Genomic DNA, 19,216 nt, shown 5'->3' with positions numbered 1-19,216 from the left:
TCTTAAATATCGGCTACATCGCGCAGCCGTACGCCGGAGAAGTTGGCCGCACTCAAAGCATCAAACATCGCGCGGTCGCAGATGGGCGGTGCTCCCATGCGATCCTGGCGGAAGATATGGGCATCTCCCACAACATCCTGTTTGAACACCAGGCTCGCTCCGCCGGCGAGGCTGTAAAGCTTCTCGTCCTCGCCGGTCTGATAATTGTGGTCGAGCTTGATCCTCACGCGGGAAGCGGCTTCATCCAGGGCATCGAGCCTGCGCAGCACATTGCCCAGGTAGTACCGAGGGCCAGGGCTGCCGTCAGCAAGGCTGAAGTCGCAGGCCACAAATGCAAACGCCTCGGCGTCCACCTGCTCAAACAGCTGCTTCAACGGCTCCGACACAATCCATATGCCAGCGAGCTCTTCCAGATCGCGTGGCATTCCGCCCTTTTTCGGTACATGAACCAGATGGGGACGTTCCGGATACTGGTCTGGCGTTCCGTCAGGACGTGAGACGACATTCATCCCCGGGTCGATCAGCTTCTCTTCGTTGGCGATCTCTATGCCGGGAACCTTGCCATTGCCCAGTAGGCCGGCGTCGATCAGGAAGAATTCGCCCTGATGAGATGCGGCTTCGGCTGAAACTTCAATGGGGGTCGATTCGGTCACGGGGGCTTCCATCATGGATGCGGGGGCAGGACGGGAAAGCTGTTGAGCCGATGCTAGCGGGGCTTCAGCGCAGCCACAAGTTCCACCGAAACGGTGCCGCGATACCCGATTTAGTGAATCTCGGGAAAATTCGGGACGGGGAAACCTGCCAACCGTGCGACAGCATGGCTGGCGATGCGGCTGACTCGGCCGTGGTCCCCTGCGTCGCAGTCGTGGGTTCCACTCGGGAAGCTCTTCCAAAAGAAGGCAGCGCACCATGGAGCGCGAGCGGAGTTTCGCCGGAGCAGGGCGGGTTGCCGCCACCCGCCAGCGCCGCCACGCTTGTTTCCATGTCCAGGATAAGAACGTTGCCGCATCAGCGGTGGGATCGGACCCTGAAATGCGGCACCATGCGCTTCACATCCTGCAGATCGTTCGTGCGTTTCTTCTTCCACGCCTCTGGTAAGTCAATGAAGGCTAAATTGCTCATTCCATGCCTCGCTCTATGTGTCGCGCTTGTAAGCTCGGCGTCGGCCCGTCCCATGGCCCAGAGACTTGCGGCGGACATCAGGATGGCAGAGCACGCCATTCTCGCCTCGTTGGCCGTGCATAAGAGTTCGGAAAGCAGGTCACTGTGTTCGCAGAGCCCCTATGCATGCGCGGGGGCTGATGGCGCGGAACTTGGGCTCGCCCTTATAGGCGGCAGTAGAAGCCCTTCTGCCCCCAAACACTTGCTGGAACTCTCACGCTTCCGCATGGACGGGGCACTTTCAGAGGACTACAAATGCTATGTCGCTTCGCGAGGCGGCCCGGTGATTCAGGCTGCTGCGAAGCTGGATGCCAGGAAGCTGGCGGCGCAATGCCGCTCTGAACTGGAGGCATTCCAGAAGCGGGCGGGGGGGAATAGCTTCGACGTCGCGCCGGAGAGCATGTGCAGCTCAGCTGCGGATATCCAGAAGTTCCTGCGGGAAGTTGGGGCGCTGGTGAAGGGTGGCAATGACTGCGATGGTGTCTAGGTCTGGTGTTTGCTGGATCACCATGACACTCGCTCGCCCGGGCAACCCTGCCCGCATCGGTAAGATGAGCCACTTTGTTGAGATCGATGTTACAGGGTTGAACATTGTGAATCCTCGATCAGGTACTTATCTCCACCCCAATGGGGGCCCTTTGGATATTTCAGGGCGCATTGTCAATTCGGGAACCACATTGAAGCCATGACCAGGAAATATTTTAAACACTGTGCGGAGTCCATTCTCGGGGAGGGTTTGATATTTCTTGAGGCGACAGGTGATGAGATTACTCGGCAGGTGGAGATCTACGGTGATTCGATCATCTGGTGCGACAAGGAGGGGCAGAGCGATGATCGTTTCATGCTCGCCGATCAACCTCTTTCGATAATTGGCCTTGGTACAGAGCATGAGATTACCGCTCCTGATTTTGAGGTGGTCTGGGGTCGGGCGAGGAAGTCGCAATAATGGCTGTTACGTTTGAATGTGGGGATATATTCGCAACGCCAGGCGTCGTAGCGCTGGCTCATGGATGTAATTGCGCTGGAGCTATGGGTAAGGGGGTTGCTGTGTCCTTTAAAGGACGATTCCCGGCGATGTATGAAGAGTATCGCCGAAGGTGCAAGGCGGGGGAGTTTACTCTTGGCGATGTTTTTTACTGGGAGTCCTCCGGTCAGGCGGTCTTCAATCTCGGGACACAGAAGAGCTGGAAGACTCCGGCTGAGCTTTGGGCGATTGATAAGAGTCTCCGGGAAATGATTAAAATGGCGGAGTCAAAGGATATCTCTGAGATAGCGCTGCCTCGCGTGGGCGCGGGGTTGGGAGGGCTTAATTGGTCATCTGTTCGTGAGGTTCTCCAAAGTCTAGGTAGCTCTACCGCCATTCACCTCAGGGTGTGCGAAGAATATGTTGAAGGTCGGGCGTTGAGTCTTTAGGCGCAGTCGGTGTCGTCTTATTGATCTTCCGTTGATGGCATTCGGGCCTCGACTGTTGGCGAGGCGGCTATAGAGCTTCCTGCAAAGGACTGTCCAGAACCCAGCAAGCACCGCTGCCCACCGGGCAGCGCCCCGCCGAAGCGCCCAAACCGCGCCTCAACCCACGATGGCCCAGCACTTTCCACCAGCAGCTGCCCCTGGCTCTGGTGAAGATCCAACCAACGCACGAAGCTGAGACGCAGGCGCTCGATATCCGGCGCCCGCCACAGTGCATCGGCAGGCATCCGGATCAGCACGCGTGAGGGGGCATTCTCCACGTCCATCACCAGAACGCCCTTGCACCGGATCTCGAAGGACGTTACACCGGCATAGCGCGTGTGCAGTTCAAAGCCCTCATCCTCTTTCGCGGTAACGAAGCCGAGTGCATCACTGTGCAGTAGCCGGTAATCGGCCGGGCGCAGCTTCTGGTAGGCCCACACCTGCTCGCCTGCCGGTTCGGGCCAGCCTGCCCACATCGCGCCGATCAGGACGATGCACGCCGCCACCGCGGCAAAACCGCACTTCTTCATGCGCTCACTCCCGTGGGCGCACCCGTTCGTGGATGAAGGCGGTAAGTGCGATATCGGCCATCACCAGCCCTTCCATCACCCGGTCGCCCACGTACTGGTCGGGCTCACCGTTCTGGCGCGTGCGCTCGGCGGCCAGCAGGAGTTCCTGCACGATGCGCTGGCCCGTCAGCGCGCAGTCGGCGTCCGACAGTTGCATCTGCCGACTGCGCAGGTGATGGCGTTCGGGCCACGGCTGGCCATCGGCCGCAGCGCCTGCGCCGATGCTGCGCAGGATGGCGATGAGGCTGTTGGGGTCCAGAGCAGGTGCAGGCGAGGGCGCCTCCTGGATGGGGCGCGGGGGAGGGGAGTGCGGCGTGGTCATGGCAGGCTCCGTGCAAGCAGGCAGAAGCCGCCACCGATAAAGGTGGCGGACGATGCGTGGCTCGAAAACCGGCGTGTGATGATCCCCGGCGGGCGCAAGGCCCCCACGCACCGCCCGCCATAGCCGGCAGACGGATTGCCAGCCGGCACCACGCAGGGCGGTGCCGGCTGGCAAGCGTAAACATCATCACAACAGCGGGTTTTCGAGGCCCGGCCACCGATGCAGGGTGGCGCAGTAACGATTACCTGCTGTTGTGCGGAATGCCAAGGGGGAGGGGTCAATGCCGCCAAAACCCAAGACGTTTTTGGCATTGTGGCATAGCGCGGAAAGGGGCGAGCGCCTTGCTGTGCTAGGAAAACGGCACTTCTGGGACGGAGTCGTCAGAACCTTCCGCCAAAGATGCAGGGTGCGGCAAATGCGACATCGTGCAGTCGGTAACGGCTCGTGGCTGCCATGGCTGTTGCTGGCGGAAGTGCCTCTTCAACTCTTCGAACTGACGCGCTCGCGGAACCACGCCCCGAATTGTCCATCGTGAGTGAAATGCCGCATCTCGAACTGCCCTGACTCGTGAATGACATGCCGCCAGCGGGCGCAGCCGTACTTCTTCGGGGTCTGTTCCGGATGATGCTCGGAAACCCAACGAGCCGCAGTGTCCAGATTCACCCAGCCATCGATGGATCGTTCCCGGCAGGCTTGCCTCAGCGCACTGACAATACCCGCGATGGGCCAGTGGATCTGTCCATCAGGCGCGATGCCATTACCCACAAGCTCTTGGAGTTCGGGTGATTGCATCCACTCCGCAAACGCAGCTCTCGTCCTGTCCATATCTTCAGCGAGGGGGCGCAGTTGTTGGAGGTGATGGTCGATCTTGGTGTAAGAGCTGCTGAGCGCATCCTGGGCCTGCAGGCATCCATCGACAGTCTGGAGGTCGTGCTGCTGGATGAAGCTGTGGACAAGCGCGTTCCGCATTTCCACCAATTCGCGTAGATCGGCTTGGAGGGCCGCATGCGCTTCATCTGAAAGACTGGTCTGCATCCGGAAAGCGAAAAAGCATGAATCGGGCCGAGAAACCGGAACGTCGTCGGGGAATTCGCCGCCTTCCTTCGTCACGTACTCGGTCGTCAGGCGGCCGACCAGCGTCCCCATTGTCTTGCCGCTGATCTCAGCCCTGCGATTATCCAAGGCGAATGGCAGTGTTTCCGCGGTACCCGAGAAGCTGCTCACGGCAAGCATGGCCTTCAGCAATTGCTCGTACTGCTGCAGGCGCAGAATGCATCGGCCAAGAAGTCGTTGTACTTCTTGATGTGCGCCGGCAATGTCATCTTGGTCGAGTGCTGGCATGGCAAACCTGAGCATGGGATACGCAACTTTACCGCGTGGGCTGGTAGAAGCGCAGGACGGGCCAGAGAGGGCGCCTTGCCACGACGCCGTTGCCGGCATCGCATCCGGGCGGGAATGACTTTCTGCCTATTGACCCCCTCAGGGCGCCACGCACATTCTGACTACCGATGTAGTCACGCAGAACTGTCCTGCCTGCAGCAGGAAGGTTTTGCAGCACTTGAACGGATTCCACCCACTGGCGCAGGCCAAAACAAGGACCACTGTACGTGTTACGTCGTAACCGACTTCTTCTCTGCGCGGGTCTGGTCCCGCTTCCGTGGTTCTTGTTCTGGACCAGCGTTGCCGCCGTGTTCGCGCCGGGCTACAACCCGCTTGCGCAGCACGCCAGCGAGCTGCTTCAGGCGCCAACGCTCGCAAGCATCTGCGGCAGGATTGCGGCCATCGGCTCCGGCGTCGGCTTCGTGGCGTTCTCCATTGGGGTATGGCGGGAGTCCGGTCGCCGGATTGCCGTAGGTGCCGTCTGCTGGATGGTCTTTGGCGTCTCGATGCTGACCAACGGGCTCTGGCCGATGGGTCACCCGATGCACGGCTTCTACACTATAGGCATCGCAAACATCATTGCACCGGCGATGTCGCATATCGAGTTGAGTGCGTGGTCCGCCAACCGAAGGGCGTACGCCGTGACCGCTGTGGTGAGCATCGCGAGCATCGTCTATCTCTGGTTGAACGTGGTGGGAGCGGATCCGGAAGGGTTCAGGGGGCTGACCCAGCGCGTGTTCTCGTCGATCAACTCGCTGTGGCCGTTCCTGGTGGCGCTTTACCTGCTGCGAAGGGATTCAAGCGCGCTGAAGGCGGAGCCTGCGCATTGATGGCAGGCATGCAGTTACACGGACGGCCATTGAGCAGGTGCCGTTGAGATGGGGATGAGGATCTTTCGCCGCCAGCTGATTTACGTTCAAGTGCGCCAGGACCACTTCACTGCGCGGGTGGTGGGTGGAGACAGAACGATTCGTCGCCAGTGTTACGCCCTTGGAAATCGCGCGGGGGCGATCAGGGACTTCTCCACCATCCAGCCTAAGCTGAAGGAAGTCTTCTCGGAACTCCTGCCTGGGTTCTCATTCTTCAAGCCGTGGGCGCTTCTGCATTTTGACCCGGTTGAGTATCCGATCACGAAGGAAGAGCTGGCCGTGTTTCAGAAGGCTGCCGTGCAAAGCGGCGTGAGCTTCTGCTTTCTCTCTACGTGGGAGCAGCGGCATGAGGACAAGGATTTGTTGGGTATGTTCAAGTAGGGGTCGGTCCAGCACATCTTTCAAGGTCAACCCGCTTCGGCGATGGGCCTGATTCCGGCATTGCGAGCGTCCCGTCCTGGCCGGAAGCGGTCGCGTCTCAACGGAGCGCATAAAATACCCCTGTCCAACACTAGGATTTGAAAGAATTATAGGGATTGGGAAGCGTTGAATTCGACCAGAACCCTACATCCGCGCAACATACCAATTTCCGTTCGGAAGACCTGGGTCAAAGGGCCAGAATTGCGTCGCAAACCCGGTCAAGGGTGGGGCAGGCACCTCCCCGGGAATGCGAGGCGGTAAGCTTCTTTTCCACAAACATCGTATGCTTGTTCACGTCAGCAGCAAATCCGCAATGCTGGCGAGATTCATTAACTACCTGGCCAAAAGCCGCCTGTCCGATTGAGTCGTTTAGTTCAGTATCGACGATCCTTGAAAGCTCATCTGGCCACTGGACATGATTGTGTCCCCAGCTTGGATCGGCGGGGAAAAGGGGAGCTTGGTCCAAGCCCAGTATTCGCAGCAAGCGGCGATTGTCTGTTGTCTGGGCCGCATGAGCCGCTTTCTCGCGGTCGCCATCAAAGATGACGAAGACTGGAATTTCCAACTCTTGAGCAATGATCAGAGGCCTTGCTAGGTTGCTCTTTCCTTCTGTTGGGACAATATGAATTCCTTGACTTCGAAACGTGTTGAATCGCCCTGTCAAGGCCATCCAAGTCATTAAGTAGGCGGCATCCTCCGGGCCTTCAACCAGCACCAACTTTGTTGCGAAGAACATTTCGTTGATGCCGCCCCTCAAGGCTTGATTGAGCTGCGTCTCTACTGCTGAGAGCTGCAGGGGTGCTGCTTCATCTGCCTCAGCGAAGCGGTCGGAGAACCGCTGGCGAGTCAGTGAAAAAGTAACTGTCGCACGTCTCTGTGGAGATTTTCGGAACAGCCGGACCATTTCAAAATTTGAGCCGTCAACGAAGTATGGACTATGAGTCGTGCAAACCACCTGAGAGCCGCTCGCGGCCAACTGCTGGAGTACCTGTGAAAGGTGCCTCGCCTGTGGAGGATGTTGATACAGCTCCGGTTCTTCCACGCCTAGGATCAAAGTCGGGGCATCATCTCCCGGTATGGTGGCCAACTCTTGAAGCAATGCCAGGAGATAGGATCGCTGAAAACCGTGCCCAAACCGCGCCAAATCGCCTTCAAAACCTTGTTCGCCTGCCAACACCTTGGCTGTTGGCGTCTTGACGTTGATTGGGATGCTGTTCCAGTTTATGTGCAGCGTAACCTCGGGGTGCGACCACTGGCTCAATCGGCCAGACAAGGCAGTTGCCACTTCGTCTAGGACGCCTTGATTGGCGTCCATAAGCGTTTGGTACTGTTGCTGTGCGGCCTGCTCTATAGCAGCTAGGTCGGTTTTGAAATTTACTCGGGCATGGACTGTGCGCGCCAAGAGTTTACCCAATGCCCCCTCACGGCTCTCTGACTGCTCCTCGGTAGCGTCCTTCACCGCTGGGACATAGACCCATTGGATGAAGGGCCTGAGCTTGGATGTTCCCGCAATACCGTAAAATTGATCCGTGCTACGCAGGGGCGTTAGCAGATGCGTATTCGCCGGATCACCTTCATAAGCTCGGAGGGCATCCCGCCGCGCATCCTTTGATCTGCCTGCGGGGGTGGGTATCCCTGGATACGCTTCTTTAAGTTCATCAAAAATCTGCGTGAGATCCCCTGCGGGCGCGCCGGACTTCCATGCCTCAAAGAATCTGGCAAAGTCCGCAATCGCCATGCGACTGCCTACCTGCTCGACGACAGCCTTGCCTTTTTCATCTTCAAATCTAGCGATGGCAGAAACAACAAGCTCGCCGTTACGGTAGTAATCCTTCAGGGATTCTTGGGCGCGGGGAGATAGTTCATGAAAAGTTACTGTTATCTCGACAGGCTTGTCAATTTGCTTCTGGTGGAAATCTTCTGCGGTTAGATAGGTGACGGGGGTCGCGCTAGAGTCCTCGAAAAAGAAGACATTCAACGCATTAAGAAGGGTGGACTTGCCCGCGCCATTGGGGCCTACAAGGCAAGTATAGGGGTCGAGTGTGATGAGTTGATCTTCAAAAGATCTGAAATTCTTGATTCGAACAGACTTAATCCTCATCGTGCCCCCTCGGCTCTGAGTGTCGCTCTAGATGCCATCGTCCCACGCGAGGGACTGACCTGCAAATGCCCGCCTTCTGGGGGCGTTTCCGGGCGGCAGCAGCCATCAGTGGGCGGCAGATCAGCAAGGTCCATTCGGGTGGAGCGCTTTTTTCCGAGTGGAAGTTGAACTGCCTCTTAGAGCATTAGAGCAACCATCGGGCGCTCGGCCGAACCGGCCATGCATCGGCTTGCGGGCCGAAGCCGGTCGCCCTAAGCTCTTGCGGCATCAGGGAAAGGCGTCGTTATTCCAGACGCCATGAGTGAAGGATATGGCTGGCTCCGCGGGTCCGGTCACCAGATTGTTAGACGTAAAAAAGGATGAAATATTCGTGGAAGAGGAAAAATCGATATGGCTTACGCTATTCATCGCTGCTGTGTCCGGAGGGTTGGCATCCACACTCATTGAGCAGTTCTTCATCGCGCCAATACGGGCGCACTGGAAGCAGCGTAAAGCCGCGAAAGACATTGTTGATGTCCATCTCGACCCTCTATTGAAAGCCGCTGATGCAATTGTCGGAAAAACGATTTCTTTGGCTGAAAGAGACTTCGTGCCGCTTGCAGGGCAGTCTGGTAATGAAATTGACACTGACCTTGTTGGGCTCGCGTATTTATATGCGAGCTTCTGGGGGCGGGTCGAAATCTTGAGAGCAGAAAGCTTGGGGGTCTCTATCTCCGGGGATGCGCGGGGGAGACAGTTGAGTAAATTCATCACATGTTTCGAGTCACAGCGCATCCGATTGGTGAATAGAACGCATCAGAAGGCCATTGGTGAGATCACAACAGACCTACGGGCCAGCGGCGGCTTGCGCACGATCGGAGTCGTTGAGTTTGGCGAGAAACTAGCTGGCAGCAGATCTGCAGAAAGCTGGTGTCAACCTTTGACCGATCTCCTTGGGAAGACAAGCGATAGATCGACGCGGCAGAAATTACTCATCTATGGGGTTGTCCTCCACTCACTGGTGGACACCCTAGATCCGGCTCATCACTCCACTCACAAACGCTCTTCGTACCCGAACAAGCTGACTAAAGAATCGAAGCGAAGGATTGAATATTTGGTGTTCCGCGAGTATCTGCAAGGAACAGGCGCAGTCAATACATACGCAAACCCGGAATAAAAAATGGCGCCCGCCGACTACGGCTGCTAAGCAGCGTAGTCATTGGGCGCCGTCTACAGCCCGTTTATAGCACGTCGTTGTGGCTGAGTTCAACCCCGAGGGGGGGGGCTTCGGCTTCAGGCACGCGGCCTAGCCATTTGGTCAGACTGATATCTCTTCCAGGAAGGTTGAACACCCCGCAGCTTGCGCCGGCCATCGAAGGTGTGGCCTCGTGCACGTCGACCAAGCGCGCCAGGTTCCAATCCAGCATGGCGCGCTCGGCAGCCGAGTGGGCGGGCCAGTGCGCCGGCCGGCGGTTTGGTGGCCAACGACCTCGAATCCGGACAGGAAAGAATGAGCCTGATAGTACCCCCCCCCCGCGGGTGCGTGCCTTGGCACGGCACCAGTACGGCCTAGACCGTGGCGCCCTAGCCCGAGAGGTCCATGTCTGGCCGCAAGTGGATAACGTTCGAAAGCCTGCTGCGTTGCTTTTCCGTCAGCCAAAGCACGGCCGCCCCGTTCATCAGTTGATGATCTCTCCACTCCCCGACGCAACAAACGCCCTCAACTGCCGAACGAACTCCGCGTCGTAGGCCTCCCACTCCGCAATCTCCCCAACAACCCGCAACGGCTCCGCACTCCGATACGATCGCGTCGGATTCCCAGGAAACTTCTTGTTGGTGACATTCGGATCGTCCTCAAACGGGCCGGTCGGCTCCACCACATACACGCGCGGTCGTCCCTCACCCTTGGCCATCTCCGCAGCCAGCCCGGCGCCCTTGGCAATCGTGGTGAAGTAGATGTGGTTCATCACCACGCTGTCGCGATAGTTGGAGCGGAATCCCGCGCTCAGCAGCCCGCCCACCGCGAGGTCAGCGCGGGTGCCGTGATAGAACGGCCCGGCAACCTGGTCGCAGGTGTCATGCGAAACGGGTGTCCATTCGGTGTCCTGTGCCATCGGCACTACCCCTACCTGTTCTGCCGGATCGACAGGCCGGCGAGTCTAGGGCGCCGGACGGGCCTTGTGGCAAGGCCCCATCAGGGAAATACTCTGTAAGTGGGAGGCGCGGTGCGCCTCCTTTTTTCATTCTGCCTTGCTGCGGCCTTCCAGCTCGCGCACCGCCGTTTCCAGCGCATCCAGCTTCTCGCGGGTCTTCAACAACACCGCACGCTGCACTTCAAACTCTTCGCGCGTCACCACGTCCAGCTTGGCCAGCCCCGCCTGCAGCGCTCTTGAAGGTGGCCTGCAGTTCCTCGCGCGATTCGCGCAGGCCCGGCGGCACCAGGTCGCTGAGGCGACGGGCGAGGTCATCGATTTGGTTCAGGTCGATCATGGGGGGGCTCCGTGAGGTAACAGCCGGTTCGGTCTTCAGCCCGCCAAGTTAAACCGATCGCGAAACCCTGTGACGGCATCTTGAGACCGTTCGGTCGCACTTTTCGAGCACAAACGTAGGGGCTGGTCGGGCCCGTTAAGAAAAAGCCTACAGGGCAATGCGGGTTTTTCTGACGAGTGTGAGAGCGGGTGACCGTGCAAAATCGGCAGCGCTGTATGAACGGATTGTTCATTCTCGCCAGGGGGACATCATGGGATGCAATGGGTGGCGGCTCGCTCCAGTGTTGCTGTGCTTCGCTGCAACGTCGGCTTCGGCGCAGGAATTCGTGGAGGCCGAGTCCGAATACGCCAATCGCGTTGGCAAGGCCCAGCAGCTTGGGAAGCTTGATGCAGGTGCCTTCGGCGAGAGCATTTCTCTGTTCAACGGGCAGTTGAGCTTTTCGGTCACAGACATCGCCATCCCGGGCAACGCTGGACCGCCTGTGGCGCTGAGCCGCAAGCGCAGCATCAGTGAGCGCTATTTGTATCAGGACAGCAAGCCTGGCGACCTTGCCGGCTTCTACGATTGGGATGTCGACGTTCCACACTTGGAGGGTGTTTTCAGCGCCCGCGGATGGGTGGTCGGGCCCGACAACGATGCGAGCCGCTTCCAGCGCTGCACACAGCAGAAGCGGCCCTACATTGGCGATGGCGGCATTTCCTACTACCCGGAAACCGTGTTCTGGAATGGCTACGGTCTGAATCTGCCCGGCCAAGGGAGCGCGCAGATGCTGGTTGCATCAGCCGGCGTCCCGATGCCCACTGACGCGCAGAGCTATCCATGGGTGACAGCCGGCAATGTGCGCGTCCGGTGCTTGCCGCAGACCGAGAACGGAGTGCCTGGCGAGGCGTTCCTGGCGGTCACGCCGGATGGGACGAAGTACTACCTCAACTGGGTCGTGACGCGCGAAATGACCCGGATGAATTACAAGGATAATCCACTGGCACCCACCCGGTCGCTGTCACGAACCCATGTCTTCTTCATGGCTACGCGCGTGGAGGATCGTTTCGGCAACTGGGTCAATTATGGATACAACGGCGACAAGCTGACGTCCATCACCAGCAGTGACGGACGTGCCATCACCCTTGGCTACTCCGGCGACCGCATTACAAGTGCCTCGGCCCACGGTCGAACATGGACCTACCAGTACCGTGAACCCGGCGTACTTGGCTCGCGTATCGATGGTGGACTGGCGGCCGTGGTGCTTCCCGACGGTACGCGGTGGACCTACACCGCGAGCGGCACGCTGCGCCCCCCCAATTTTGGACCTACGCCGGAGGGCTCCGAGTGCGATCCTCGTATGGGAACCGTCTACGGCCCCTACAGCTATGCGGTTGGTCATCCGGCGGGTGCGGTGTCTACCTACTCACTGGCCTATCGCTACTTCTACCGCGCTACCGACATCAGCCCGTGCTCGTCGCCTGAGCAGACGCCCTATATCGGTGTCTGGAACCTGCAGCAGCGGACCATCAGTGGGCCGGGCCTGCCATCAATGACAACCACCTACGGCTTCCAGGATGGCTTTTCAGCCGAGGGTCGCTGGACGACGGTGACCGAGCCTGACGGAAGCGTCACCAGCTATCTGTTCGGCGTGCGGCCGCGCGTCGATGAAGGCAAGGTGCTGGAGACCCGAACCGCCAATGCTGCGGGTGTGACGCTTCAAGGCGTGAAATACCAGTATCTGAGCAAGGAAGAGGCTGCTGGGCAGTTCATTCCTCTGGTGGGGCAATCGCTGAGCATCATGACCCCAACCGAAGGACTCATCGAGCCGCAGAAGCAGGTCGTCACCACGCGCGAGGCCACGGCATATACCGAGCGGGTGGATCTATTCGACCTCTTTGCGAGGCCGGTCCAGACCTACAGTGGAAGTGACCTGGGCGTGGCCAAAGACAGGGTTGTACTTCATGACGATCTCGCAAGCTGGACCTTGGGCCAGAAAGAACGCGTGGAAGATGTCGAGACCGGTGTGGAGCAACAGCGCACCGAGTTCAATGCACAGTCCCTCCCGCAGTCCACATGGGTGTTCGGCAAGCTGAGGCAAACGCTGGCCTATGACCCGTTGGGGAACATCACGCAGGTGGTTGATGGCAACGGCAACGCAACGCAACTGCAGGATTACAAGCGGGGCACGCCTCGGCGCATCCTGTACGCCGATGGCACCAGCATCTCCGCCACGGTGGACGACAACGGTTGGCTGTTGAGCAGAACCGACGAAACCGCGGCGACCACTTCCTACGGCTACGACGCGGTCGGCCGCTTGGCGCTCATCCGGTATCCCGGCGGCGACAACGTGGCGTGGAATGATTCGATCATCAACTACCTGCGGACCACAGGGTCTGAACGGGGGCTGGCAGCGGGGCACTGGCGTCGCACGGAATCAATCGGCAATGCACGGCGCATAACGTGGCACGACGCATTGATGCGTCCTGTACTTACCGAGGAGTACGACACGGCCAATCGCGGTTCAACGCTGCGGCAGGTCATCACATCCTATGACCACGCCGGCAGGACGATCTTCCAGTCCTATCCCGGTCGATATCGCGTGGAGGGGCCCTGATGCGAATTCCGACGATGATGGAATCGGGCATTCAGTCGCGCTGGTTTGGCGCATTGCTGCTGATGATCATGGCGCTTGCGCTTAGTCCAGCAGTGCACGCCCAGGCTTGGGTCAGGCTGACCGGCCCGGCGCAGACCGTCTATACAGCTCCAGCAACTGTGACCATGACGGTTGAGTTCGGGAGTACCAATGCGGGTCCCAAGTCCGAGTACATCGACAACGTCCGGCTGACGCAGAACGGCGCGCTGGTTACCAATTTCGCGTATGGCGCGTACACGGTGCATGGTCTGCCGCCAGGAACGTATCAGTACATGCTGACGGCGCAGGGCATCCGCAACCTCAACGGAGAGGAGATTGTCAGGTCGCTGCAGAGTGGGCCTGTAGTCATTACTGTCAATGCCCCTCCGGAACCTGTTAACTCGGCCGAGATGGTGTCTGCCTCTCTGTCAACAAATCGCGTGGTGGCCGGCCAGCCGTTCGTGGCGACGGTCACGATGAGGAATACAGGGGAAACTACATGGACGCCGGAAGGCGGATATGCACTCAGCATGCCCAACGACAATCCGGCGTACTGGCAGTCCTCAAGCCTATCCGTCCCAGGAACAGTGCCGCCGGGAGCAACAGCGACCTTCAACATCACTCTAGTTCCCAGCACGGGCGCGGCCAATGGAGGCTGGTATGGCGTGGCATTCCAGATGCACAGGAATGGGAACTGGTTTGGGCTTGCTTCAGGCCAGATCGGCTTCTTTATTTGGCAACCGGTCAACGGCGCTGAGTACCACAGTCAATTCGTAGCCAATGAAATGAAGACTGCGGGAAGTCAATCCGCCGTAGTAAGCATGAAGAACACCGGCGACACCACGTGGTATCCGGGTAGCCACTGGTTGGGGGCCCAGAACCCTACCGATTCAACACTTTGGGGCAGCGCGCGCATTGCGCTCCCTCGTGCGGTAGCGCCTGGGGAAACAGTTGATATTCCAGTGCCGATGCAAGCGCCTACAGCGCCGGGGATCTATAACTTCCAGCGGCAGATGTGGGCTGATGGGAAGGGCTGGTTTGGGCCCGCCACGCCGAATGTGGCGGTGAGCGTAACGGCACCTGTGAACAACGCGCGAACCGAAGAGGGGGGCGGTTTCCCGATCGGTATGGAGACAGGTAGCACGATGCAGATGCGGCTGCGCTTCCGCAACACAGGCGAGACGACGTGGAGCAGCGGAGCGGGATACGCACTGGCGACCGAGAATCCTGCCGACAATACCGTGTGGAGCGCCGCGCGTATTCCCCTGCCCTATGATGTGCCGCCCAATGGCATTGTCGAATTTCTATTTACGATCACCGCACCTTCGGTCGCCGGGCAGTACCCGTTGCAGTGGCGGATGAACCAGGAAGGGGTAGGTCGATTTGGGGATGCTACAGCCAATACCAACACCCGCGTAACGCTGCCGCCATTGAAGGGTACTTGGACCGAGTACGATGCATTGGGACGCCCCACATCGGTTTCCCAGGATACCGAGTCCGGAGTGGCAACGAGCGTCATCACCTACGAGGCGGGCAATCGACGCACCACGGTGGATCCGCGAGGCTATACCACCCGCGTGCAGTACGTTGCGTTCGGTACACCGGCGCAGTCTGATGCAATTGCCATCAGCGCGCCCGAAGGGGAATTTACCGATATTCCACGGGATCGCTATGGGCGGCCGGCGGCGATCGTACGTCGCAATGCAGACGGCAGCGTGCGCTTGCAACGCACGCTTGTGTACGGCGCTGGCGGGGAACTGTGCAAGGCCATAGAGCCAGAGTCTGGGGCTACGGTCATCGCCCAGGATGGCGCTGGCAACACTCTCTGGACTGCCAGTGGTTTGAACCTTCCGGATGCCGCCAACTGTGATCTGGCGGCGGCCCAAGGATCCGGGCGACGTATTGATCGGGCGTACGATGCGCGTAACAGGATTTCGACGCTGACGTTCCCCGATGGGAATGGAAACCAGACTTGGAGTTACGCCGCAGATGGGCTTCCAACTCAGATAGTCACGCTCAACGACGGTGGGGCGAACCAGACTACCAATGCGTACAGCTACAACAAGCGAAGGCTGATGACGGGCGAATCCACATCACAGCCCGGCTGGTTCACTTGGGGGCTCGGCTATTCTTACGACGCCAACGCATCGCGTTCCGGCATCCAGTACCCGAGTGGTATGTTCATTGCATTGGATCCGAATGCTCTGGGCCAGCCAAGCCGCGTCGGCAGTTACGTGAATGGCGCTGAGTATCATGCAAATGGCAGCATTCGCATGTTCACATATGGCAACGGCATTCAGTTCGAGCAGGTGCTCAACACCCGGCAGCTTCCCTCCCGCATCGCTGCATCGCCCAATGTGATCGGCCTGAATTACAGCTACGATGCGGTTGGCAACCTGAACTCGATTCTCGACACAATAGATTCCGGTCGCAACCGGCAGATGGCCTATGATGGTCTCGGTCGCCTTACGCAGGCGGCTTCGGCCGCCTTTGGCGGCGATGGCACTGTCCGCTATGCCTATGACGTATTGGACAACATCAAGAGCGCCAGACTGCTGGGCCGCAAGGATCATTTCTATGCCTATGATGGTGCCAACCGGCTGACCAACGTGATGTCGAGCGACGGCGCGACTACGATGGGACTGGCATATGACGCACAGGGAAATCTCTCGATGCGGAATGGGCAGGCCTTCGTGTTCGACATGGGAAATCGACTGCGTTCAGCCCCAGGACCGGAAAACTACCGTTATGACGGTCATGGGCGTCGTGTTCTGGCATGGTTGCAGGGCAGCGGATCGATCCTTTCCATGTATGACAGCCAAGGTAAGATTCGTAGGCAGCAAAGCGAGCGCGATGGGAAAATTCGGGAGTATCTTTACTTAGGTGCGATGCTTGTTGCTACTTTGGAATCAGGGCCGGAAGGAATAACGCTTCTGAAGTACTCGCATCCGGATTTGTTGGGTTCACCTGTCGCAGTTACTGACGCTTCGGGCAGTGTGGTCGAGCGCAGTTTTTATGATCCATATGGCGAGCTTCTGAATCGGCCACTGAATGACGGGATCGGCTACGCGGGGCATGTCAGCGACAGTCAGAACAGCCTCTCCTATATGCAGCAGCGCTACTACGATCCACAGGTGGGCAGGTTCCTGTCTGTGGATCCAGTAACCGCCTACGGAGGTCCGCTTGGAGCATTCAATCGATACTGGTATGCGGATGACAATCCGTATCGATTCAGGGACCCTGACGGAAGACTTTCCCGTGGCTCTGGTTTTTCAGACAGGGAATGGAAAGGATTTGACAAAGCGCAGCAGAGTGCCGCCAAGAGCCTTGAGAAGGCGGCGGATAGAATTACAGGCGCGCTGTCGAGTGGGAAGGGTCTGAAAAGCCTTACTCGAGCATTTGAGCGCAACTTTGGCGAAGGTTCCGGTACAGTCGAGAACATGACAAAAGTTGCGTCTGACATGTCGAGCATGGCAGCTGCGCTCCGGGATACCGGGGCGGGCGCGATTCCTGCCAACGGAATGACGACCGCTCAAATTGATGCCAAGTACGGAGGTAATAATGCCGGAACATTGGCTGCTGTCCCCACGAGTGGTTCGGCACAAGTAATCGTGAATACAAGTCATGCCGAGTTCAGGAGCCAATCGACTCTTGCTTGGGCGGCCGGGCATGAGACCGCGCATGCTGTGTTTGGATACAAAGACACGCTGTTCAATGGTGAGAAGGGATACAAGTTTGGCTCGCCGGCGGAGAGGGATAGCTTTGAGCAGTTCCCCAGTTCACAGCGACTGACCAATCCAGATCATCTAATGGACTTTGCCCGATGAAGAATTTATTTGGATTTTCCCTTGTGGTTTTTCTGGCAGGAGGCTTGTGCTCCTGCTCGCATGGAATCATCCGCCCTGCCGCGGAAAATTATAGGGTGGATGTTGTCGATAGGGCCGAAGAGCGCCGCTTTGATGTTTCACTCGTCTCGAATGACGACCGCGCGTTGTGCGTCTCAAAGGAGAGCTGGCCGGACGCCACAGGTGGCTTTTCTGTAGCCAGAGATGACACGTTTGTGCTGGCGGGAGGAGATCGGCTGCAGGCCCGTAGTGGGCTGATGAGCGCCTATTGCCCAGGGGGCTGTGGGGAGCACCGCGTTGAACCGCACGGTGCATTGAGAGGATTCATTTCCTATGAAGCATTTGCAGGCTCCAAGGTGCTTGCAGGCGAAGGACGAAAGGAACTCCATTTTTCAGTTTCGCCATACTACTGTCGCTGATGATCTCGTGCACGAGAACCGCCGCGACTGGGCCTGCGATTGCGAGAGGGTTCTTGCCTCTAAGCGTCGCTTATATGGTGAGCGGAAGCGCATCTGCTTGTGATGTTCAACGCTCGGTTGCGTGCAGCGCCCACTGCCTTTCGTGCAGGCATTTGGAAGGATTCGGCACGTGCCCGGCTAGGTGTTACCAGCTTAAGTCCCTACGGCAGAGTCCCCCGAAATGCCGCGTCAGCGCCTGCCCCCCATCAATTGATGATCTCCGCGCTCCCCGAAGCAACGAACTCCCTCAACTGCCGAACGAACTCAGCGTCGTAGTGCTCCCACTCCGCAATCTCACCAACAATCCGCAACGGCTCCGCACTCCGATACGACCGCGTCGGATTCCCAGGAAACTTTTTGTTGGTCACATTCGGATCGTCCTCAAACGGCCCGGTTGGCTCCACCACATACACACGCGGCCGCCCCTCACCCCGCGCCATCTCCGCAGCCAACCCAGCGCCCTTGGCAATCGTCGTGAAGTAGACGTGCTTCGTCACCACACTGTCGCGATAGTTGGAGCGGAATCCCGCGCTCAGCAGTTCGCCTACCGCGAGGTCAGCCCGGGTGCCGTGATAGAACGGCCCGGCGACCTGGTCGCAGGTGTCATGCGAAACGGGTGTCCATTCGGTGTCCTGTGCCATCGGCACTACCCCTACCTGTCCTGCCGGATCGACAGGCCGGCGAGTCTAGGGCGCCGGGCGGGCCTTGCGGCAAGGCCCCATCAGGGAAATACTCTGTAAGTGGGAGGCGCGGTGCGCCTCCTTTTTTCATTCTGCCTTGCTGCGTCCTTCCAGCTCGCGCACCGCTGTTTCCAGCGCATCCAGCTTCTCGCGGGTCTTCAACAACACCGCACGCTGCACTTCAAACTCTTCGCGGGTCACCAGGTCCAGCTTGGCCAGCCCCGCCTGCAGCGCGCTCTTGAAGGTGGCCTGCAGTTCCTCGCGCGATTCGCGCAGGCCCGGCGGCACCAGGTCGCTGAGGCGACGGGCCAGGTCATCGATTTGGTTCAGGTCGATCATGGGGTGCTCCGTGGGGTGGTGGGCCTGCGCATCCGGCGCGGCCACAGCTGTTCGGCAGTAAGGATACTGCTGGCCCCGGGCTGCCGGACAGGCGCTGCGGGTTTCGCACCGGCCGCGTTCAGGCGCTATCCTCCACGCCGGAATACAGGAGATAGACGATGAAGATGGTCATGGCGGTGATCAAGCCGTTCAAGCTCGACGACGTGCGCGAAGCGCTGGCCGAGCGCGGGGTTACCGGGATCACGGTGACGGAAGTGAAGGGCTTCGGTCGCCAGAAGGGCCATACCGAGCTGTACCGCGGCGCCGAGTACGTGGTCGACTTCCTGCCGAAGGTGAAGCTGGAAGTGGCGGTGACCGACGATCAGGTGGACGTGGTGGTGGAAGCCATCGTGAAGGCGGCGGGCACCGGCAAGATCGGCGACGGCAAGGTGTTCGTGTACGACCTGGGTAGTGTGGTGCGCATTCGTACCGGTGAGCTGGACGCGGACGCGTTGTAAGCCGTTTTTGTAGAGCCGAGCCCACGCTCGGCGGGTGCAA

17 protein-coding genes and 1 pseudogene are annotated in these 19,216 nt (G+C 59.0%); 9 read left to right on the top strand and 9 right to left on the bottom strand.

The window, feature by feature from the left end; translation table 11 throughout:
* Positions 1–2 precede the first annotated feature (2 nt).
* Positions 3–665 carry a DUF1629 domain-containing protein gene (locus CR919_RS09115; protein ID WP_165787256.1) on the bottom strand — a complete coding sequence of 221 codons (663 nt, stop codon included), beginning with the start codon at positions 663–665 and terminating at the stop codon, positions 3–5.
* 539 nt (positions 666–1,204) lie between these two features.
* On the opposite strand from CR919_RS09115, the gene CR919_RS21195 reads away from it, so the two are divergent.
* Both CR919_RS21195 and CR919_RS09105 read left to right on the top strand, forming a co-directional pair.
* Positions 1,205–1,648: an Imm57 family immunity protein gene (locus CR919_RS21195; RefSeq protein WP_165787255.1), complete on the top strand. Its 444-nt coding sequence runs from the start codon at positions 1,205–1,207 to the stop codon at positions 1,646–1,648.
* Positions 1,649–1,846: 198 nt separating this feature from the next.
* Entirely contained in the window at positions 1,847–2,107 is a 261-nt protein-coding gene (locus CR919_RS09105; RefSeq protein ID WP_099819741.1) for a hypothetical protein, read from the top strand.
* A gap of 484 nt (positions 2,108–2,591) precedes the next feature.
* On the opposite strand, the gene CR919_RS09095 is transcribed toward CR919_RS09105, so the two are convergent.
* The 3 genes from CR919_RS09095 to CR919_RS09085 form a co-directional block, all read right to left on the bottom strand.
* Positions 2,592–3,143, bottom strand: a complete 552-nt coding sequence (locus tag CR919_RS09095; protein WP_243380024.1) for a cold-shock protein — start codon at positions 3,141–3,143, stop codon at positions 2,592–2,594.
* Positions 3,144–3,147: 4 nt separating this feature from the next.
* Complete coding sequence (locus CR919_RS09090; RefSeq protein WP_099819739.1) at positions 3,148–3,504, bottom strand: hypothetical protein; 357 nt, start codon at positions 3,502–3,504, stop codon at positions 3,148–3,150.
* 480 nt (positions 3,505–3,984) lie between these two features.
* Complete coding sequence (locus CR919_RS09085) at positions 3,985–4,860, bottom strand: OST-HTH/LOTUS domain-containing protein (RefSeq protein ID WP_243380022.1); 876 nt, start codon at positions 4,858–4,860, stop codon at positions 3,985–3,987.
* Between the two features lie 251 nt (positions 4,861–5,111).
* Here CR919_RS09085 and CR919_RS09080 point away from each other — a divergent pair, with 251 nt between their 5' ends.
* On the top strand, positions 5,112–5,714 hold the full coding sequence (locus tag CR919_RS09080; RefSeq protein WP_099819738.1) for a DUF998 domain-containing protein: 603 nt from the start codon (positions 5,112–5,114) through the stop codon (positions 5,712–5,714).
* 54 nt (positions 5,715–5,768) lie between these two features.
* Positions 5,769–6,134: a hypothetical protein gene (locus tag CR919_RS09075; protein ID WP_099819951.1), complete on the top strand. Its 366-nt coding sequence runs from the start codon at positions 5,769–5,771 to the stop codon at positions 6,132–6,134.
* A gap of 226 nt (positions 6,135–6,360) precedes the next feature.
* Here the strand turns inward: CR919_RS09075 and CR919_RS09070 are convergent, their stop codons facing one another.
* Positions 6,361–8,274, bottom strand: a complete 1,914-nt coding sequence (locus CR919_RS09070; RefSeq protein WP_099819737.1) for an AAA family ATPase — start codon at positions 8,272–8,274, stop codon at positions 6,361–6,363.
* Between the two features lie 370 nt (positions 8,275–8,644).
* On the opposite strand from CR919_RS09070, the gene CR919_RS09065 reads away from it, so the two are divergent.
* Positions 8,645–9,430 carry a hypothetical protein gene (locus CR919_RS09065; protein WP_133119599.1) on the top strand — a complete coding sequence of 262 codons (786 nt, stop codon included), beginning with the start codon at positions 8,645–8,647 and terminating at the stop codon, positions 9,428–9,430.
* 502 nt (positions 9,431–9,932) lie between these two features.
* Here CR919_RS09065 and arr (CR919_RS09060) read toward each other — a convergent pair.
* Positions 9,933–10,367, bottom strand: coding sequence for an NAD(+)--rifampin ADP-ribosyltransferase (gene arr, locus CR919_RS09060; RefSeq protein WP_099819735.1), 435 nt, complete (start codon positions 10,365–10,367; stop codon positions 9,933–9,935).
* Between the two features lie 126 nt (positions 10,368–10,493).
* Positions 10,494–10,743: pseudogene (locus CR919_RS09055) on the bottom strand (accessory factor UbiK family protein).
* Positions 10,744–10,900: 157 nt separating this feature from the next.
* On the opposite strand from CR919_RS09055, the gene CR919_RS09050 reads away from it, so the two are divergent.
* Genes CR919_RS09050 through CR919_RS21040 form a run of 3 tightly spaced genes read left to right on the top strand, consistent with a single transcriptional unit; the run spans position 10,901 to position 17,621 of the window.
* Positions 10,901–13,339: an RHS repeat domain-containing protein gene (locus CR919_RS09050; protein ID WP_108724212.1), complete on the top strand. Its 2,439-nt coding sequence runs from the start codon at positions 10,901–10,903 to the stop codon at positions 13,337–13,339.
* Positions 13,339–17,184, top strand: a complete 3,846-nt coding sequence (locus tag CR919_RS09045; protein ID WP_099819733.1) for an RHS repeat-associated core domain-containing protein — start codon at positions 13,339–13,341, stop codon at positions 17,182–17,184. The genes CR919_RS09050 and CR919_RS09045 overlap by 1 nt, the downstream gene beginning before the upstream one ends.
* On the top strand, positions 17,181–17,621 hold the full coding sequence (locus CR919_RS21040; protein WP_133119598.1) for a hypothetical protein: 441 nt from the start codon (positions 17,181–17,183) through the stop codon (positions 17,619–17,621). Before CR919_RS09045 ends, CR919_RS21040 begins: the two co-directional genes overlap by 4 nt.
* A gap of 245 nt (positions 17,622–17,866) precedes the next feature.
* Here the strand turns inward: CR919_RS21040 and arr (CR919_RS09040) are convergent, their stop codons facing one another.
* Together arr (CR919_RS09040) and CR919_RS09035 are read right to left on the bottom strand one after the other, a co-directional pair.
* The gene (gene arr, locus CR919_RS09040) at positions 17,867–18,301 is read right to left on the bottom strand and encodes an NAD(+)--rifampin ADP-ribosyltransferase (protein WP_099819732.1); all 435 of its coding nucleotides are present in this window, start codon (positions 18,299–18,301) and stop codon (positions 17,867–17,869) included.
* Positions 18,302–18,427: 126 nt separating this feature from the next.
* A complete protein-coding gene (locus CR919_RS09035) occupies positions 18,428–18,679 on the bottom strand; it encodes an accessory factor UbiK family protein (RefSeq protein WP_089237467.1) in 252 nt (83 codons plus the stop codon).
* Positions 18,680–18,837: 158 nt separating this feature from the next.
* Here CR919_RS09035 and CR919_RS09030 point away from each other — a divergent pair, with 158 nt between their 5' ends.
* Positions 18,838–19,176, top strand: a complete 339-nt coding sequence (locus CR919_RS09030) for a P-II family nitrogen regulator (protein WP_025874559.1) — start codon at positions 18,838–18,840, stop codon at positions 19,174–19,176.
* Positions 19,177–19,216: the final 40 nt, after the last annotated feature.

It is taken from the genome of Stenotrophomonas sp. LMG 10879 (assembly GCF_002750935.1).
GTDB classification, from domain to species: Bacteria; Pseudomonadota; Gammaproteobacteria; order Xanthomonadales; family Xanthomonadaceae; genus Stenotrophomonas; species Stenotrophomonas lactitubi_B.
The sequence above is the reverse complement of the archived record's forward strand: the minus strand, read 5'-3'. Positions and strand labels throughout refer to the sequence as shown.

Bases quoted from the DNA above. Each gene is read 5' to 3' on its own strand.
- CR919_RS09115 (WP_165787256.1), bottom strand. From the start codon at position 665: ATGGAAGCCCCCGTGACCGAATCGACCCCCATTGAAGTTTCAGCCGAA.
- CR919_RS21195 (WP_165787255.1), top strand. From the start codon at position 1,205: ATGGCAGAGCACGCCATTCTCGCCTCGTTGGCCGTGCATAAGAGTTCG.
- CR919_RS09105 (WP_099819741.1), top strand. From the start codon at position 1,847: ATGACCAGGAAATATTTTAAACACTGTGCGGAGTCCATTCTCGGGGAG.
- CR919_RS09095 (WP_243380024.1), bottom strand. From the start codon at position 3,143: ATGAAGAAGTGCGGTTTTGCCGCGGTGGCGGCGTGCATCGTCCTGATC.
- CR919_RS09090 (WP_099819739.1), bottom strand. From the start codon at position 3,504: ATGACCACGCCGCACTCCCCTCCCCCGCGCCCCATCCAGGAGGCGCCC.
- CR919_RS09085 (WP_243380022.1), bottom strand. From the start codon at position 4,860: ATGCTCAGGTTTGCCATGCCAGCACTCGACCAAGATGACATTGCCGGC.
- CR919_RS09075 (WP_099819951.1), top strand. From the start codon at position 5,769: ATGAGGATCTTTCGCCGCCAGCTGATTTACGTTCAAGTGCGCCAGGAC.
- CR919_RS09070 (WP_099819737.1), bottom strand. From the start codon at position 8,274: ATGAGGATTAAGTCTGTTCGAATCAAGAATTTCAGATCTTTTGAAGAT.
- arr (WP_099819735.1), bottom strand. From the start codon at position 10,367: ATGGCACAGGACACCGAATGGACACCCGTTTCGCATGACACCTGCGAC.
- CR919_RS09050 (WP_108724212.1), top strand. From the start codon at position 10,901: ATGCGGGTTTTTCTGACGAGTGTGAGAGCGGGTGACCGTGCAAAATCG.
- CR919_RS09045 (WP_099819733.1), top strand. From the start codon at position 13,339: ATGCGAATTCCGACGATGATGGAATCGGGCATTCAGTCGCGCTGGTTT.
- CR919_RS21040 (WP_133119598.1), top strand. From the start codon at position 17,181: ATGAAGAATTTATTTGGATTTTCCCTTGTGGTTTTTCTGGCAGGAGGC.
- arr (WP_099819732.1), bottom strand. From the start codon at position 18,301: ATGGCACAGGACACCGAATGGACACCCGTTTCGCATGACACCTGCGAC.
- CR919_RS09035 (WP_089237467.1), bottom strand. From the start codon at position 18,679: ATGATCGACCTGAACCAAATCGATGACCTGGCCCGTCGCCTCAGCGAC.
- CR919_RS09030 (WP_025874559.1), top strand. From the start codon at position 18,838: ATGAAGATGGTCATGGCGGTGATCAAGCCGTTCAAGCTCGACGACGTG.